Origin of the sequence: Phyllobacterium sp. SB3 (assembly GCF_040009165.1) — a bacterium.
GTDB lineage: Bacteria > Pseudomonadota > Alphaproteobacteria > Rhizobiales > Rhizobiaceae > Phyllobacterium.
On record NZ_JBDYKI010000001.1, the window covers coordinates 176,490 to 192,569 of the forward strand.

Annotated in this window: 16 protein-coding genes; 6 read left to right on the top strand and 10 right to left on the bottom strand. The window is 53.6% G+C overall.

Annotation, left to right across the window (positions count from 1 at the left end):
- Positions 1-183 precede the first annotated feature (183 nt).
- The 8 genes from ybgC to ABKW30_RS00910 form a co-directional block, all read right to left on the bottom strand.
- Positions 184-621, bottom strand: coding sequence for a tol-pal system-associated acyl-CoA thioesterase (ybgC, locus tag ABKW30_RS00875; RefSeq protein WP_348596139.1), 438 nt, complete (start codon positions 619-621; stop codon positions 184-186).
- Positions 621-1,661, bottom strand: coding sequence for a Holliday junction branch migration DNA helicase RuvB (gene ruvB / locus ABKW30_RS00880; RefSeq protein ID WP_348596140.1), 1,041 nt, complete (start codon positions 1,659-1,661; stop codon positions 621-623). The genes ybgC and ruvB overlap by 1 nt, the downstream gene beginning before the upstream one ends.
- Before the next feature lie 40 nt (positions 1,662-1,701).
- The gene (ruvA, locus tag ABKW30_RS00885; RefSeq protein WP_348596141.1) at positions 1,702-2,319 is read right to left on the bottom strand and encodes a Holliday junction branch migration protein RuvA; all 618 of its coding nucleotides are present in this window, start codon (positions 2,317-2,319) and stop codon (positions 1,702-1,704) included.
- Complete coding sequence (gene ruvC, locus ABKW30_RS00890; protein ID WP_348596142.1) at positions 2,316-2,843, bottom strand: crossover junction endodeoxyribonuclease RuvC; 528 nt, start codon at positions 2,841-2,843, stop codon at positions 2,316-2,318. Before ruvC ends, ruvA begins: the two co-directional genes overlap by 4 nt.
- A gap of 74 nt (positions 2,844-2,917) precedes the next feature.
- Positions 2,918-3,463: a DUF1465 family protein gene (locus ABKW30_RS00895; RefSeq protein ID WP_348596143.1), complete on the bottom strand. Its 546-nt coding sequence runs from the start codon at positions 3,461-3,463 to the stop codon at positions 2,918-2,920.
- Between the two features lie 390 nt (positions 3,464-3,853).
- A complete protein-coding gene (locus tag ABKW30_RS00900) occupies positions 3,854-5,500 on the bottom strand; it encodes an acyl-CoA synthetase (RefSeq protein WP_348596144.1) in 1,647 nt (548 codons plus the stop codon).
- Between the two features lie 128 nt (positions 5,501-5,628).
- Positions 5,629-6,825 carry an OpgC domain-containing protein gene (opgC, locus tag ABKW30_RS00905; RefSeq protein WP_348596145.1) on the bottom strand — a complete coding sequence of 399 codons (1,197 nt, stop codon included), beginning with the start codon at positions 6,823-6,825 and terminating at the stop codon, positions 5,629-5,631.
- A gap of 135 nt (positions 6,826-6,960) precedes the next feature.
- On the bottom strand, positions 6,961-7,734 hold the full coding sequence (locus ABKW30_RS00910) for a sulfite exporter TauE/SafE family protein (RefSeq protein ID WP_348596147.1): 774 nt from the start codon (positions 7,732-7,734) through the stop codon (positions 6,961-6,963).
- Positions 7,735-7,937: 203 nt separating this feature from the next.
- On the opposite strand from ABKW30_RS00910, the gene ABKW30_RS00915 reads away from it, so the two are divergent.
- The 6 genes from ABKW30_RS00915 to ABKW30_RS00940 all read left to right on the top strand — a co-directional run bounded on the left by ABKW30_RS00915 (position 7,938) and on the right by ABKW30_RS00940 (position 13,713).
- Positions 7,938-8,600: a thiamine phosphate synthase gene (locus tag ABKW30_RS00915; protein WP_348596149.1), complete on the top strand. Its 663-nt coding sequence runs from the start codon at positions 7,938-7,940 to the stop codon at positions 8,598-8,600.
- Positions 8,601-8,619: 19 nt separating this feature from the next.
- Complete coding sequence (locus tag ABKW30_RS00920) at positions 8,620-9,684, top strand: tetratricopeptide repeat protein (protein WP_348596150.1); 1,065 nt, start codon at positions 8,620-8,622, stop codon at positions 9,682-9,684.
- Positions 9,685-10,070: 386 nt separating this feature from the next.
- Positions 10,071-10,634, top strand: coding sequence for an elongation factor P (gene efp / locus ABKW30_RS00925; protein ID WP_348596151.1), 564 nt, complete (start codon positions 10,071-10,073; stop codon positions 10,632-10,634).
- 73 nt (positions 10,635-10,707) lie between these two features.
- Positions 10,708-11,499 carry an inositol monophosphatase family protein gene (locus tag ABKW30_RS00930; protein WP_348596152.1) on the top strand — a complete coding sequence of 264 codons (792 nt, stop codon included), beginning with the start codon at positions 10,708-10,710 and terminating at the stop codon, positions 11,497-11,499.
- A 154-nt stretch (positions 11,500-11,653) separates the two neighbouring features.
- Positions 11,654-12,679, top strand: a complete 1,026-nt coding sequence (locus ABKW30_RS00935) for a MotA/TolQ/ExbB proton channel family protein (protein WP_348596154.1) — start codon at positions 11,654-11,656, stop codon at positions 12,677-12,679.
- A gap of 2 nt (positions 12,680-12,681) precedes the next feature.
- Entirely contained in the window at positions 12,682-13,713 is a 1,032-nt protein-coding gene (locus ABKW30_RS00940) for a peptidoglycan -binding protein (RefSeq protein ID WP_348596155.1), read from the top strand.
- On the opposite strand, the gene ABKW30_RS00945 is transcribed toward ABKW30_RS00940, so the two are convergent.
- The gene (locus tag ABKW30_RS00945; protein WP_348596156.1) at positions 13,710-14,063 is read right to left on the bottom strand and encodes a DUF1304 domain-containing protein; all 354 of its coding nucleotides are present in this window, start codon (positions 14,061-14,063) and stop codon (positions 13,710-13,712) included. The two genes, ABKW30_RS00940 and ABKW30_RS00945, sit on opposite strands and share 4 nt — an antisense overlap.
- Positions 14,064-14,120: 57 nt before the next feature.
- The gene (locus tag ABKW30_RS00950) at positions 14,121-15,935 is read right to left on the bottom strand and encodes an ABC transporter transmembrane domain-containing protein (protein WP_348596157.1); all 1,815 of its coding nucleotides are present in this window, start codon (positions 15,933-15,935) and stop codon (positions 14,121-14,123) included.
- Positions 15,936-16,080: the final 145 nt, after the last annotated feature.

Sequence of the window (16,080 nt, forward strand, 5' to 3'; positions counted from 1 at the left end):
TCCAGATGAGCCACGTTAAAAACCGGATTTATTTCCAGTAACCTTAACGCGGCTTTTTGACGTTAATTTTGGTAAAACGAAGGCGTTAACGCCAAACGCCCTGTTTCATAGCCTTATTCATGATTTGTTATGGTTAAGGATCAGTTATGATTCACGCATCTGATCGATATAAATGGCATAAACTTATGCCCGTGGATTGAAAAGCTTCACCCACTCTGCCGGAAATCTTCGCGGGCGCCCCGCGCTATTGATCATCGCTGCTTCAACAACAGCCGATATAAGCAATTCATCGTTACGCTTGATGGTTTGATGCATTTTCACGCGCGCACCGGATATGGCAGCGGTGTGCGTTTCAATGATCAGAATATCGTCGATCCGTGCAGGAGATTTAAAATCAATCTCCATACGGCGCACAATCCATACAAGATTTTCCCCGAGTTTGCCCTCCGCAAGCTCGGTATGATGCACACCAAGCAAACGCAGATAGTCGGTGCGGCCACGCTCAAGAAATTCCAGATAACGCGCGTGATAAACTATGCCGGAAAAATCCGTATCGGCATAGTAGACCCTCGCCTCAATGCTGTGCCCGTCATCTGTCAGCTCGCCAGCCAGTCCGCTCATCACTCATCGTCCTGAAAAAGCGCGATCTGCTGCTGAACAATATCGGCAGGCGCGGTCAGTCCAAGATGTTTCCAGGCATTGGCCGTCAAAACGCGGCCACGTGGGGTTCGCTGAAGAAACCCCTGCTGGATCATGTAAGGTTCGATAATGTCCTCAATAGCGTCGCGCGGCTCCGAAAGTCCCGCTGCAATTGTTTCAATTCCAACCGGACCACCACCAAAATTATGAGCAATCATTGCAAGGTAGCGCCGGTCCAACTGATCGAGACCGAGCTTATCTACCTCAAGCCGCAAAAGTGCTGAATCCGCAGTTTCCCGATCGATTTTGTCCTTGCCGTCAACAATAGCAAAGTCCCGTACGCGCCTCAGCAGGCGCCCTGCAATGCGTGGCGTTCCCCGCGAACGCCTCGCAACCTCCAGCGCACCATCATCGGTCATGCCGATGCCCATGATACGGGCACCACGACGCACGATGTGCTCCAGCTCCTCAACGGTGTAAAAATTCAACCGTACAGGAATACCAAAACGATCACGTAAAGGTGTTGTCAGCAAGCCGAGCCGTGTGGTCGCGGCAACGAGCGTGAACTTGGCAAGATCGATTTTTACCGATCGCGCCGCCGGTCCCTCCCCGATAATCAGATCAAGCTGATAATCCTCCATCGCAGGATAGAGGATTTCCTCAACGGCGGGATTCAGCCGATGGATTTCATCGATAAACAGAACGTCATTCTCTTCAAGATTGGTCAGAAGCGCTGCCAGATCACCTGCCTTGGCGATCACAGGTCCGGAGGTCGAACGAAAATTGACACCGAGCTCCTTCGCCATGATCTGGGCCAGTGTCGTCTTGCCGAGACCGGGCGGCCCGACAAACAATACGTGATCCAGCGCCTCACCGCGCGTTTTCGCTGCTTCGATAAACACTTTGAGGTTGGCACGCGCCGCTGCCTGCCCGACGAAATCGGCCAGGGTTTGCGGACGCAGTGAAGTATCGAGATCTTCCCCGCGTTTTTCCGGTGTTATCAGACGGCCTGCATCACTCATGCGCCTGTCCTCGCATAGACTGTGCTTTCAGACAACAGCATCACCGCGACAGTTCTTTCAGGCCAAGGCGGATCAGTTTTGCAGAGTCCGCATCTTCGCCGGCATTCTTCAAAGCTGCGGCAATGGCATTGGCAGCCTGATCACGCGAGTAACCAAGATTGGTGAGGGCGGAAACCGCATCGGTCACAGGCGCAGGCGCAACGCCCTCACCCAATTCCTGTTTGAGGCCGATCGTTCCCATCGCCTCACCAGCAAAGGCGGGAGCCTTGTTCTTCAATTCCGTGACGATGCGTTCAGCGACACGTTTGCCAACACCGGGAGCGCGCGAAACCATCGGGATGTCGCGCAGTGCGATTGCGTTTGCCAGATCGGATGGAGTCAAGGTACCGAGCACACTCAACGCCACCTTGGCACCAATTCCCTGAACACCCTGCAACAGGCGAAACCATTCGCGTTCAAGAGCCGTTCCGAAACCGAACAGCCTAATAAGATCCTCGCGTACATAGGTCTCAATCAAAAGGACCACCGCCTCACCGACCGCCGGAAGGTTGGACAATGTCCGGATTGAGCAAAACACGACATAACCAACGCCATGAACATCGACGATCACGTGATCCTCGGCGATTTCATCCACTGTGCCTTTGAGCTTGCCTATCATGCCGTCGCTGCCAGTTTTTGTTCGATTAAGAGGCGCCCGATTGCGCTCTGTCTATGATGCGCATGACAAATGGCCACTGCAATGGCATCCGCTGCATCATCTGTGTCGAACGTCGCTTTCGGCATCAAGACTTTCACCATCATATGGATTTGCTTCTTCTCGCCATGACCCACACCGATGACGGCTTTTTTGACAGCGTTCGGCGCATATTCTGCAACTTTCAAACCTGCCAGTGCAGGCACCAGCAGTGCAATACCGCGTGCCTGCCCGAGCTTCAGCGTCGCAGTCGCATCTTTGTTGACAAATGTATGCTCGACTGCCGCCTCATGGGGCTGATGGTCATGAATGACACCCGCAAGCCCGTCATGAAGCTGGCATAGTCTCGAGGCGAGGTCGAGTTTGGCATCCGAAAGGATCGTCCCGGATGCAACGAAACGCAGTGAATTGCCCAACGTTTCAATGATGCCCCAACCGGTGCGGCGGAGACCGGGATCAATACCGATGATGCGAATCGCTTCTTTCATTGCCGAACCTTATCTGTGTGTCATTCATCTTGACAGCACAAAGGTGAACAAAAGAGAAACAAACACTGGAAAATTTAGCGATGGCCGAATGCGGTCGCCAGCAGGCTGATCTGATCGGAAACAGGATTGGTCGACATGAACCGATCATGCTCAATGCCCGCACCATCATTATAGATTTCATCGTCCATCTGACGAACACGCGCCTGCAATCTCAGTGAGCGATGAACAATATCGCAATAGGATAGCGGTATCTCTTCCCATCCCTCCACTGTCTCCGGAGCAGAATCCGTATCAAGTCTTACCTTGGCTTTTTCTGACATGACCTGTTCAAGTGTCATCTCGCCGCTGCGCGAAGCTCTCTGCAATAAAAGCCAGGAAGCAACTTGCATCAACCGCGTGGTCAGGCGCATCGATTCGGCAGCGTAAAGCGTGGCCGCAGTCCTCGAAAGTTGACGCGCAGCCTCACGTCCCTCACCGTCAAGGTAAGCGGCTGCCTCTTCAACAAGGTTCATTCCTTCATCGTAGATATGATTGAAACTTTCGGAGCGGACCATCCGGTCTGCAAGCCGGATCGTGTTGTCTGCCTTGAATTCCTGTTCACCCATCATATGCCCTGTCATCTAAAATATGCGCTGCCGCAATCCGCAATTTCGTCAAAGCAGTGGCTCCTTACTGAATGAGGAGCCGGAACAGCACAACGGCCGACGGGCAGTATTCCCCCGCAACCTGCCCGTATGTGCACAGTGACGCAAGTTTATCCTTAATAAAGGGTTAACGGCAGGGTGATCAGCAAATGAACAGGGGATATAAACATAAAAAAAGAGCCGCAAAAACGAGGCGGCTCTCAGGAGTCTAACAGGGAGGCGTCAAACAAAGTGGCCAAACCACTTGGTAAGAATCCAGAAAACTGGATGATTTATTTATAGATTGTAATGCTTAACGAATGGTTAACTGGGACAAATCGAGACAATATTGCCTAAAAAGCTACCAGTTCTCTCCAACACTGACGGCTATCCCCGAATTTCCCGCGCTCGCTTGCGCAGCTCAAATTTCTGGATTTTCCCGGTGGATGTCTTTGGTATTTCCTCAAACACCACATGCCTTGGACATTTGAACCCAGCCAGCAAGCCCCGGCAATGTGCAATCAGTTCTTCAGCTGTCGCGGTGTGTCCCGGCTTCATTTCCACAAACGCCATGGGTGTCTCACCCCATTTTTCATCAAGACATGCTACGACTGCACAGACGCCGACGCCCCGGAACTTATAAAGCGCGTCCTCGACCTCAATGGATGAGATATTTTCACCACCTGAGATGATGATGTCTTTTGAGCGATCCTTGAGCTGGATATAGCCGTCGGGATAGGTCACACCCAAATCACCCGAATGGAACCACCCGCCTGCAAAAGCTTCGTCGCTCGCCTGCCGGTTTTTAAGATAGCCTTTCATAACTATATTGCCGCGGAACATGACTTCGCCAATAGTTTCACCATCTGCCGGTACCGGGCTCATTGTTTCAGGATCAAGCACAGCCAATCCCTCCAGCGACGCATAGCGAACACCTTGGCGGGCCTTGCGCGCAGCCTTGGATGGAGAGTCAAGCTCGTCCCATTCGTCTTGCCACTCATTCACCACGGCAGGTCCGTAGGTCTCCGTCAGCCCATAAAGATGCGTGACTTCAAAACCGGCATCCGCCATTCCGGCCAAGATTGATTCAGGCGGTGACGCGGCAGCCGTATTGAATGATACGGTCTGTGGGAATGTACGCTTTTCGTTCTCGCTGGCGTTGATCAAAGTCGACATGACAATGGGAGCGCCACAAAGATGTGTGACGCCATGATCGGCAATCGCATCAAAGATTGGCTTTGCCCTCACCCATCGTAGACAGACATGCGTTCCAAACTGCAACGCCAAGGTCCATGGAAAGCACCAGCCATTGCAGTGAAACATTGGCAACGTCCAGAGATACACCGGATAGCGTCCCAGTCCTGATGCAACAATATTGCCATAACCCATCAATGCTGCGCCGCGATGATGATAAACAACACCTTTTGGGTTCCCTGTCGTACCAGATGTATAATTGAGCGTAATTGCGTCCCACTCATCATCTGGCATTGACCAGGCATAGTCCGGATTACCACTCTGTACAAAAGCCTCATAGTCCAGTTCGCCGATACGTGGCCCCTGCGCATGAGGCGCATCGTCGGGATACTCGGTATCGTTGAAGTCGATGATAAGCGGCTTGACCTTTGCCAGCTTCAGCGCCTCGCTGAATACTTTGGAAAATTCGGTATCAACAATCGCGATCTTCGTTTCGGCATGATCAAGTTGAAAGGCGATGATCGCCGCATCCAGCCGCGTATTCAACGAATGCAGCACGGCCTTTGTCATGGGCACTCCGAAATGCGCCTCCAGCATTGGCGGTGTATTGGAAAGCATCACCGTCACCGTGTCGCCTTTGCCAATACCTCTCGCTGCAAGCGCTGAGGCTAGCTGGCGTGTCCTTCTATAAAAGGTCTCATAATCTGTACGTTGTGGGCCATGGATAATGGCGGTTCGGCTGGGATAGACCCGCGCCGCACGTTCCAGATAAGACAGCGGCGTTAGCGGCTGATGGTTCGCCGGGTTGCGATCAAGATTCTGCTCAAAAATACCACCCATACATTATGCCTCCCAGAATAATGGGACGAGCTTAACTTAGCTTTGTCGGCGGGTGCCAGTTGTTTCTTCCTATGAAAAGAAAGAGCCCGCAGCAATCGTTGCTGCGGGCTCTTTAAATCTTACCATGCTCAGGACATGACGGCCCTTGTAGCAGGCTTCAGGCTAGCTGCCGAAACAGTCTTGCTGACCAATGCAGGCTTTGAAGGCACGGGCTTCTGAACAGGACGTCCACCCCAACCGATGCGCGGCAGCCACTCGAGATAATAGGCCAAAGCGAACTGTGCCATTACGCCACTTGCAACCAGCAGTGTATCATCCAGCAAACCGCCCGGGTTCATCACCTTGACCACCTGCGCAACCATGGCGAGAATCGTACCAGCCACGAACACAGGCAATGAGTGCTTGCCCAGGATTGCGAGCGGATGATCCGGTGCCGTGCGCGCCAGATTGGAAATCGAAGGCACCGAGACAATGACATAGGCCAGTGCCAGAACATGGGCCAATCGCGTCAACGACAGGAATGTCTTGTCAAATCCCGTTACGACCATTGGCAGGCCAAGCGACGTATCAACACCCCAGAGTGGCCAGCGAACCCAGACCAGCGCTATCAGAATATAGGCGACAGACAGTCCGAACAGATACTTGTTGAAGGCAATAGTCCCGCCGCGGCGCACATGCATAATTCCCGCAATACCGATCACAAACAGGAACTGCCATGACAGCGGATTGAGGAACCAAACGCCATCTGTCGGGTAGTTTGGCGGGGCAATCTGATAGATGCCCGAAAGCAGCCACAACACACCTGAAACGCCAACCATTGCGCTAAGGCTCACGCTACCGATCAGCAGGAACAGTGGCAGCATCAGCAACAGGACGCCGTACATGGAAAGAATATTATTGTATCCAAGCTGATGGCCCATCGTGGCAAGGCCGATCAGGGCTTTTGCAGGCTGATCCATCAACGGTCCGATATTGATGAATGACATAAACTCGGGACGCTTCAGATAAAGCCCGGCAGCACAGAAAATCGCGAGCGTAGCAACCGTGGTCAGAATATGCGTACTGTAAAGCGTCGCCGCACGCCGCCAAGCTTTCAATGACATCAGCAAGCGATTGCCAGGCTCAAACTTGGAACCATAGGCCAAGCCTACGGCAATGCCCGAAATCAGCACGAATGCTTCTGCAGAATCCGAAAATCCCAGATTCTTATGAGTCAAATGCTCAAAAATCGTACCCGGGATGTGGTTAATGAAAATGGTCAGCAGCGCCAAAGCCCGGAAAACATCAATGCGGGTATCCCGCTGTTTTATCTGGGTCTGTGTCATGAAGTTCACCGTTTCCTGTCAATACCAAGCAAGCATTGCGTTCCCTGCCTCGTTGGGAGCGACTCATTCGGGGTAGTTGTGACTTGATAATGTCTACCTAAGGCAAAAGTTGCGGTTTTGCCGATCAACTTTGGTTCAAGAATATAACAAAGCGACGATTCCATCGTAAGTTAGCTTGAGACCCATGAGCAGGATCATCCCATACATGAAGGGATAAAATACTTCCGGACGCATGCGTTTGATGATCCAGGCACCTGCAAAAGTAGCGAGTGGCGCAAGCGGCATAAGGACCGCAGAAGCTTGAAGATTCGTTGTATCGAACTGGCCCAGAGCAAAATAAGGGATGACCTTTACCGCATTGACCACCGCGAAAAATATCACGCTGGTACCATTGTAAACCTTGGGGTCCTGCCGCAGCGGAAGCGCGTAAACCTGATAGGGCGGCCCACCGGCATGAGCGACAAAACTTGTGAACCCGGCTATGGCGGACCAGAAGGTCGCCGATGCAGCATTGTGCGGTTGCGCCTTGGCCCGACGTTCTGCACTTGCAAAAACATACCGCGCAAAAAAGATGATCGCGACCAGCCCGACAATGAGTTTAACCATGTCGTCAGTCACAATTGAAGCCGTCAGCCAGCCGATCCCTATTCCAAGCAAAGCGCCCGGCAACATGAGCTTGAGCGTTGTTGCATCCCGATACCCTCGCCACGACCAAAGGCTGGCCACGTCCATGATGATCAGTATCGGCAGCATGATTGCCGCTGCCTGCACCGGTGGCATGACCAGTGCCATAAGCGGCACACCAACTTGTCCCATGGCACCACCAAGCCCACCCTTCGACAATCCTATGAGGATGGTCGCTGGCACGGCAGCGGCATAGAACCATGGGTTCATCAAAAGATCGGACATGACAGGAAGACCCGTGAGGAGGAGACTTTCGTCTTAATCCCGATCGGAGAAATTGAGAAATGCTTTCTCTTGAAAGCCACCGGAAAAACTGAAAACGCCGTTTTCACAAATTGCAGGGGGTCTGTTCAAAGCTCCCACCATCCTTTATGCCCGAATTCGATCACGATTTAACAGTTAAAGATGAACGATTGTCAGGGTAACAAATGAACAACGAATCGATCCCCCAGCGTTGCCGTATCGTTCTGGTCGCACCAAACGCAGATAACGCCGACGAGCTTGCAGCGAAACTTGGCGCAGCGCTAGGTGGCGGCGATGTGGCTTCAGTACTGTTACCGCCCTATGAAATGGACGAGACCACGTTCCAGAATTTGGCCGAAGCAGTTGTTCCATTGATTCAGAATTTTGGTGCTGCTGCAATTATTGTCGGCAACACTCAGATTGCAGGGCGCGTCAAAGCCGATGGGCTGCATTTTGAAGGCCCGGTTGCCGAGCTGACAGAAAATATTCAGCGACTTTCGCCAAAGCTGATCGTCGGCACCGGAAATATCAAAAACCGGCATACGGCGCTCGAAATTGGCGAAGCCGCACCTGATTACGTGCTCTTTGGCAAAATCGGCGCTGACAACAAACCGGAAGCGCATCCGCGTAATATCGACCTGGCCGACTGGTGGGCATCAATGGTTGAAATCCCTTGCATCATTCAGGCGGGAAACACGCTCGAGAGCATTCCGGATGCGGTCACGACGCGCGCGGAATTTATTGCCTTGGGTGCAGCAATCTTCGATAGCGCCGATCCTGCTGCGGCAATCAAGGAAGCCAACCGCCTGCTTGATGAGCACGCTCCAACATTCGAAGACGGCAAATAATGAAAGTGAAGCGGGACTAATGGCATTGAAGCGTGTTGCTCTTCTTATCCTGGCCTCTGCGCTGACGGTAATACCGGCATCGCTTGGCCTTGCCCAACAGACAGACACGCCGCCAACCGCGACGAGCCCCGTGCTGAAACAAGCCGATCCTGCACCGGCGCCTCTTGAAACGCCCGACACAACGCCCAAACAGGATAAGCCAAAACCATTGGGCACCCCCGTTACCGACCCCATCAATCCGACGCGTTTTGGCAAAGGCGCAGAGGACGAGGCTTTTGGCGCCTATCAGCGCGGTCTCTATAAGACTGCATATAATCTGGCGATGCCACGTGCCGAATCCGGCGATGCGACGGCACAGGTTCTGGTCGCGGATATTCTCGCCCGAGGTCTGGGCGTTCCGGCAAGCCTCGCTGAATCAGCCAAATGGTATGCAAAGGCGGCAGATCAGGGTCAGCCGGAGGCACAGTTCCGTTACGCAGGCATTTTGCTGCAAGGCAAGTATGCAACCAAAGACCCGGCAAAAGCCAAGGAACTGATGAAAGCAGCCGCCAATGCCGGGAATGCTGCTGCACAATTCAACCTCGGGCAGATCCTCATGCAGGAACATCCGGGTGAAACCGGGCTGGACAACGCATATCCCTGGTTTCTCCAAGCTGCTGAAAAGGGCTTGCCCGATGGCGAATATGCAGTCAGCCAAATCCTGGCCAACGGCACGCTCAAGGTAAAAAAGGATGAAACCAAGGCGCGGCAATATCTCGTGAGGGCAGCCATCAAGGGGTACGACACGGCACAGATGGATCTTGGAACGTGGCTCGTTGAGGGCCGTGGCGGCAAGCGTGACTATAAGACAGGCTTTGGCTGGATGCGCCGCGCAGCAGCAGGCGGCAATGTTGCAGCACAGGCACGGCTGGCAAAACTCTACCGCGATGGCTTGGGTGTGGAAGGTGACAGTATCAAAGCAGCGGCTTGGTATATCGTTGCCAGACGTGCCGGTCTGAGCGATCCCGACCTGAATTCCTTTATGGACGGGCTGGATGATGATCAGATGAAAGCCGCAATTACTGAGGCAAACAAGCTTCGTTAGAGCAAGTTTTGCTCATATAGAACTATTCTGCCGGAGAGAATTTGTGGACAAGGTCGAGGGATTAAACGACGCCGATGTTTGCCCATCAGACGAGATTATGCCCGATGAATTGGGCCCAAAATCACCCGGCGTTTCAGGTTTCCGGCTGACGGCCAACCACTTTGTCAGGCAGCTTCGCCCGATGGATAAACATCACCCTCGCTCCCTTCCGCATGGGTTGTCTCGTCATCCGAGAAACAGAATGACTCGATATGAGCAAAATTTGCTCTAAGCGCTGTTTTTGTGCTTTCACTTGCCTATTGCGCGAATTTGTGGTCTTGGAGCGCCATTATTGGACGCCGCTTTTCATGTTGGCGCCAACTCACAACTTCAATCCGGATAGACAAATGAAAATCAACGGTAATGAAATCCGTCCTGGCAATGTGATTGAACATGATGGCGGACTTTGGGTCGCAGTCCGAACCAACCATGTCAAACCCGGCAAAGGCGGCGCCTATAATCAGGTCGAGTTGAAGAACCTCATCAACGGCACAAAGTTGAACGAGCGTTTCCGTTCAGCGGAAACAGTCGAAAAAGTTCGCCTCGAGCAGAAAGACTTTTCCTTCCTCTACGAACAGGGTGAAGCACTGGTTTTCATGGACACCGCCAGCTACGAACAGCTTGAATTGCAGAAAGAATTCGTTGGCGATCGCGCCGCGTTCCTGCAGGACGGCATGATGGTTACTGTTGAACTTTACGATGAGCGCCCCATCGGTATCTCGCTTCCGGATTATGTGACGCTTGAGATCACCGAGGCTGACCCGGTCGTGAAGGGACAGACGGCTGCATCGTCCTACAAGCCTGCTGTCCTCGAAAATGGTATTCGCGTTCTGGTGCCACCGTTCATTTCGTCCGGTGAGCGTATCATCGTCGACACCAATGAACTGACATATGTTCGCCGGGCTGACTAAGACCGGACATAAGCGGCAACACCTCGAAATCGTGTTGCCGCTCTAATTTTATACTACGGAGAAAGTAAGTCGAATGGCGCGTTCAGCGATACTCAATGTGATGGTTCAGGCTGCCATGAAGGCAGGCCGCTCGCTCGCTCGTGATTTTGGCGAAGTACAGAACCTGCAGGTGTCCCTCAAGGGCCCAGGCGACTATGTCAGCCAGGCCGACAAGAAGGCCGAAGAAATCATCTATACAGAACTGAAACGCGCCCGCCCGGACTACAGCTTTCTGATGGAAGAATCAGGCGCCGTCGAAGGCTCCGATGGTCAGCATCGCTGGCTGGTCGATCCTCTGGACGGAACCACCAATTTCCTCCACGGTATTCCGATGTTCGCGGTTTCCATTGCGCTCGAACGTCAGGGGCAGATCGTTGCCGGTGTTATCTTTAATCCGGCAATGGATGAGCTTTATACCGCCGAACGTGGTGGCGGGGCATTCCTGAATGACCGCCGCCTGCGCGTTTCAGGACGCACAAAGCTGGTGGACTCCATCATCGGCACAGGCGTTCCTCATCTGGGTCGCGGCGATCACGGTAATTACCTTCTCCAGTTGCGTAATATCATGGGCGAAGTATCCGGTGTTCGCCGTATGGGCGCCGCAGCGCTTGATCTTGCTTATGTTGCCGCTGGACGTTTTGACGGCTTCTGGGAAGACGGCTTGAATCCTTGGGATATCGGCGCGGGAATCATCATGATCCGCGAGGCAGGCGGATACGTTACCGATCTCGATGGCGGTCAGGATGTTGTCGAGAGCAAGGCTATCGTTGCCGGTAATGAAGCCATCCAGAAGGCTCTGGTAAAGGCGCTCAAGAAGCCCGTTTGATCTATCCCGCCATTTGGACCATCCGATTGGAATTTATTGTCCCATCGTTGCCTTATTGCGTCTTTCATTTGCAGCGCATTTTCGGTTAGGGTTCGCAGAAATCGATTTGGCACGTGCATATCTGCGCGGCTAACCGAACCGCGGAGACGATACGATGGCTGATTTCAGTTCGACCCGCCAAGGTCTGGACCACGATGATTACGATCCATACCGGCTCTCAAGCCCGAGGTTCGTACTGCTGTCCATGGCGATCTTCCTGATTATCGTCGCATTTCTTGGTGCCATTCTCTATCGTCAGATATCCGGATTCTTCACTACGAACCCCGGCCTGAACGGTCTGATTATAGGCGTCCTGATCGTCGGCATCCTTCTTGGCTTCGGTCAGGTCATTCGTTTGTTTCCGGAAGTGCGTTGGGTCAATTCCTTCCGGAAGGGCAATAACGACCCGGATGCAAGGCCTGTCATGCTCGCACCAATGCGGGCATTGATCGGCAGGCGTCAATCAATGGCGCTTTCCACAAGCGCAATGAGTTCCATGCTCGATTCCATCGCCGCACGACTGGATGAGACCCGGGATATTTCGCGTTATCTGATTGGCCTTCTGGTCTTTCTCGGCCTTCTGGGAACATTCTGGGGCTTGCTGGAAACGATCGGTTCCATCGGAACGACCATCCAATCGCTCGATCCACGAGTAGGTGACGCAAACAGTGTTCTGGATTCGCTCAAAGCTGGCCTTGAGTCACCTCTACGCGGCATGGGTACGGCGTTCTCCTCCTCCCTCTTCGGTCTTTCCGGCTCACTGATCCTTGGCTTTCTGGACCTTCAGGCCGGACGCGCTCAAAACCGTTTCTACACCGAGCTTGAGAACTGGCTCTCCAGTGTAACTGATCTTGGTTCAGATATTCATGCACTCGACGCAGCCAGCAGCGGCACATCCGATGAACTGCGCGCGCTGTCTGAACGCCTGCAGAATATTCAGGAGACGGGCGGTTCCAGCCAGCGCACGACAGCGGCATTGGCCAGCCTTGCAGAGGGTATCCAAGGCCTCGTCAAGAATATGCGGGCAGAACAACAGATAATGCGTGACTGGGTTGAAAAACAGGCAGACGAGCAAAAGGCCATTCGCAAAACGCTCGACAAACTCGGCGATACTATCGAACGTAGCAACAAGGCAAACTGAAGATGGGCCTTGGTCGCAAACGCCGCCCCATCCGTCACGTCGACTATTGGCCGGGTTTCGTCGATGCCCTGTCGACGCTGCTCCTGTCCATCATGTTCCTGCTGTCGGTGTTTGTACTTGCCCAGTTTCTGCTCAGTCAGGAGATCACCGGCAAGGATGCAGTTCTCAACCGGCTTAATTCCCAGATCAATGAACTCACGCAGCTTCTCTCGCTTGAGCAGGGCAACAAACAGGACTTGGAAGACACCATTGCCAACCTGCAAGCCTCGTTGACCAATGCACAAAGCGAGCAATCGCGGTTGCAATCATTGCTGTCCCAAGGTGCAGGCGCGGGTGCTGCGGCAGAAGGCAAGATAAGCGAGCTATCCACCGGCCTTGAAAACGAGAAGCAGATCAGCGCCCGGGCACTTTCACAGGTAGAGCTTTTGAACCAGCAGATATCCGCACTGCGCAGACAGATCGGCGCACTCGAACAAGCGCTGAACGCCTCTGAATCCCGGGACAAGGAGTCCAATGCGAAGATCGCCGATCTTGGCAAACGGCTTAATGTCGCTTTGGCCCAGCGTGTGCAGGAACTGAACCGCTATCGTTCCGACTTCTTCGGACGTCTTCGGGAGATACTGTCAGATCGTGAGAATATCCGCATCGTTGGTGATCGCTTTGTCTTCCAGTCCGAAGTGCTGTTTCCGTCAGGTGCGGCAGTCTTGAACCCGGCTGGCTCAGAGGAAATGAAGAAGCTGGCGCTTGCTCTGATCGACCTGCAAAAGGAAATTCCAGACGACATAAACTGGGTTTTGCGCGTCGATGGACACACGGACGATATTGCTTTGTCCGGCACAGGCCAGTTCAAGGATAATTGGGAGCTTTCTTCGGCCCGTGCAATTTCAGTGGTCAAGTTCCTTATTGCGAACGGCGTACCGGCGAACCGGCTTGTCGCAGCAGGTTTTGGCGAGTTCCAACCGCTGGAACCCGGCGAAACTCCGGAAGTGCGCGCGCGAAACCGCCGCATCGAGCTGAAACTTACTGAACGCTAAATTCCAAACAAGGTGGCCAATAGTGCCAGAAGGGCCGGGAAAGCCTGTACGTAAAGGATTTTCCGGCCGACGGTTGCAGCGCCAAACAGCCCTGCCACCAGCACACAGCCAAGGAAGAACACCTTGATGGCGAAGCCGCCTTCGCCCAGCCACAGGCCCCAAATCAGGCCAGCGACCAGAAAGCCGTTGTAAAGGCCCTGATTCATAGCCAGCGCTTTTGAAGCAGTAGCGAACTCCTGCGTAAGCCGGAATGTTTTCAGGCCCTGCGGTTTGTCCCAGACCACCATTTCAAGATACATGAAATAGACGTGGAGCAGCGCAACCAATCCCGTCAGAATATTTGCAATCATTTCCGTCCCCCCAATACCTTCCAACCTGAGCCTTGGTTCAGCTCAAATAACAATACGTTACTCAGCGGCACCTTTGAAAGCATCCGCCCCTGCTTCAAACTGTAATTTGGCCAGATTTGCATAAATGCCGTTTTTCTTCACAAGCGCCTGATGCGAACCTTCTTCTACTATACGGCCATTCTCCATTACCAGTATACGATCAGCCTTTAGAACCGTTGCCAATCGGTGAGCGATCACCAGCGTTGTGCGTCCTTCCATCAAGTGATCAAGCGCCTTCTGAACCAGCATTTCGCTCTCGGCATCCAGGGCTGAGGTCGCCTCGTCAAGCAGCAGTATGGGAGCGTTGCGCAGGATCGCCCGGGCGATCGCCAATCGCTGGCGCTGCCCGCCTGAAAGCGTAACTCCTCGCTCTCCAACCTGCGTCGCATAACCGTGATCCAGGGCCTGAATAAAATCATGTGCCAAGGCTGACCTTGCTGCGGCCTCTATGTCAGCGTCGTTTGCGCCCGGACGGCCGAAGCCGATATTCTCACCGACCGTTGCCGCAAAGATTGTCGTATCCTGCGGAACAATGGCGATGCGAGCCCGCAAATCTGCAGGATCGACATGACGGATATCGATGCCATCAACCTTGATGCTTCCTGAAACAGGGTCATAGTAGCGTAGCAGGAGCGAGAAGACCGTGCTTTTCCCGGCACCGGATGGACCGACAATGGCAACAGTCTCGCCGGGTTGAATGGCGAAATTCAGCCCTTTTAGAGCCGGGGCATCCGGCCGCGCTGGATAATTGAATTGCACCTGATCAAAGCTCACGGAACCGATGGAAGGCTGCGGCAAGGCAACCGGATTGGCCGGTGCTGCAATTGCAGGTTGCTCGTTGAGAATTTCCGTCAGTCGCTCGGCAGCACCAGAGGCTTGTGACAGCTCACCCCATACCTCCGAAAGTGCACCCAAGGCACCTGCAGCAAAGACCGAGTAGAGCAGGAATTGCCCTAGTGTACCAGGCGTCATGACACCGGAGAGTACATCGCGTGAGCCGAACCAGAGTACGGCAACGACGCTGGAAAAAATCATGAAAATTGCAAAAGCAGTCAGCACTGCCCTTGCCTTGACCGAAGCGCGGGCCGCCAGAAAGGCGTCCTCAACTGCTCCACCAAACCGGGAAGTCGCCAAGGCTTCGTTGGTAAAAGCTTGCAGCGTCCGCACGGAGACAATCGATTCGCTGGCGTAGGCGGTAGCATTGGCAAGCGTGTCCTGTGCCCTGCGTGAACGGCGTCGAACCGAGCGTCCGAATGCGACCAACGGAATAATGATGACCGGAATGGCGGCAATCACAAGACTTGAAAGTTTCGGGCTGGTAATCACCATCATGAAGATGGCACCGAGCGCCAGGATCAGATTGCGTAAAGCAATGGATGCAGTTGCACCCACCGCAGATTTGATCTGTGTGGTGTCCGCCGTGAGACGCGAGACAATCTCGCCGGACTGGGTACCATCGAAGAAAGCCGGGGAAAGCGTGGTCAAATGCGAGAATACATCACGGCGCAGATCCGAAATTATTCGTTCACCAAGTGTGATGACAAAGTAGTAGCGCCCTGCTGAGGCTATCGCGAGCAACGCCGCAAGCAAGACGAGCATGCCGAAATAATTATCGATGAACACGCCATTGGCGCCGGAGAACCCATGATCGATCATCCGGCGCACCGCAAGCGGAAGCGTCAATGTCGTCACGGCGGCGAGAAACAAGGAGATCAAAGCCCCTGCCAGCATGCCCTTGTAGCGCGACATGTAAGGGAAAACCCGGCTCAGCGGCTTTAGCGAGCGGCGCTTTCTTTCTGTCTCTTCAAGGTCAGATTGAGCCGAATCGGCCATTAATAGATTTCCTAACATCGCTTTCGCGACTTTGCAGCCAGACGGCCTTGTTATTGCTTGAAGGCTGATGTATAGGCTCGCCAACAGTTTTGGAAGCCCCAACCGTCTGCAGTCCCTGTGGCGTTTGGCTTCATCTTTAACAATC

What these genes read in the sequence shown, in the direction of transcription:
- ABKW30_RS00920 (WP_348596150.1), top strand. Translation starts at nt 8,620, where the DNA reads ATGGCATTGAAGCGTGTTGCTCTTCTTATCCTGGCCTCTGCGCTGACG.
- opgC (WP_348596145.1), bottom strand. Translation starts at nt 6,825, where the DNA reads ATGACACAGACCCAGATAAAACAGCGGGATACCCGCATTGATGTTTTC.
- ABKW30_RS00940 (WP_348596155.1), top strand. Translation starts at nt 12,682, where the DNA reads ATGGGCCTTGGTCGCAAACGCCGCCCCATCCGTCACGTCGACTATTGG.
- ruvB (WP_348596140.1), bottom strand. Translation starts at nt 1,661, where the DNA reads ATGAGTGATGCAGGCCGTCTGATAACACCGGAAAAACGCGGGGAAGAT.
- ABKW30_RS00935 (WP_348596154.1), top strand. Translation starts at nt 11,654, where the DNA reads ATGGCTGATTTCAGTTCGACCCGCCAAGGTCTGGACCACGATGATTAC.
- efp (WP_348596151.1), top strand. Translation starts at nt 10,071, where the DNA reads ATGAAAATCAACGGTAATGAAATCCGTCCTGGCAATGTGATTGAACAT.
- ABKW30_RS00895 (WP_348596143.1), bottom strand. Translation starts at nt 3,463, where the DNA reads ATGACAGGGCATATGATGGGTGAACAGGAATTCAAGGCAGACAACACG.
- ABKW30_RS00945 (WP_348596156.1), bottom strand. Translation starts at nt 14,063, where the DNA reads ATGATTGCAAATATTCTGACGGGATTGGTTGCGCTGCTCCACGTCTAT.
- ruvA (WP_348596141.1), bottom strand. Translation starts at nt 2,319, where the DNA reads ATGATAGGCAAGCTCAAAGGCACAGTGGATGAAATCGCCGAGGATCAC.
- ABKW30_RS00930 (WP_348596152.1), top strand. Translation starts at nt 10,708, where the DNA reads ATGGCGCGTTCAGCGATACTCAATGTGATGGTTCAGGCTGCCATGAAG.
- ABKW30_RS00950 (WP_348596157.1), bottom strand. Translation starts at nt 15,935, where the DNA reads ATGGCCGATTCGGCTCAATCTGACCTTGAAGAGACAGAAAGAAAGCGC.
- ABKW30_RS00900 (WP_348596144.1), bottom strand. Translation starts at nt 5,500, where the DNA reads ATGGGTGGTATTTTTGAGCAGAATCTTGATCGCAACCCGGCGAACCAT.
- ruvC (WP_348596142.1), bottom strand. Translation starts at nt 2,843, where the DNA reads ATGAAAGAAGCGATTCGCATCATCGGTATTGATCCCGGTCTCCGCCGC.
- ABKW30_RS00915 (WP_348596149.1), top strand. Translation starts at nt 7,938, where the DNA reads ATGAACAACGAATCGATCCCCCAGCGTTGCCGTATCGTTCTGGTCGCA.
- ybgC (WP_348596139.1), bottom strand. Translation starts at nt 621, where the DNA reads ATGAGCGGACTGGCTGGCGAGCTGACAGATGACGGGCACAGCATTGAG.
- ABKW30_RS00910 (WP_348596147.1), bottom strand. Translation starts at nt 7,734, where the DNA reads ATGTCCGATCTTTTGATGAACCCATGGTTCTATGCCGCTGCCGTGCCA.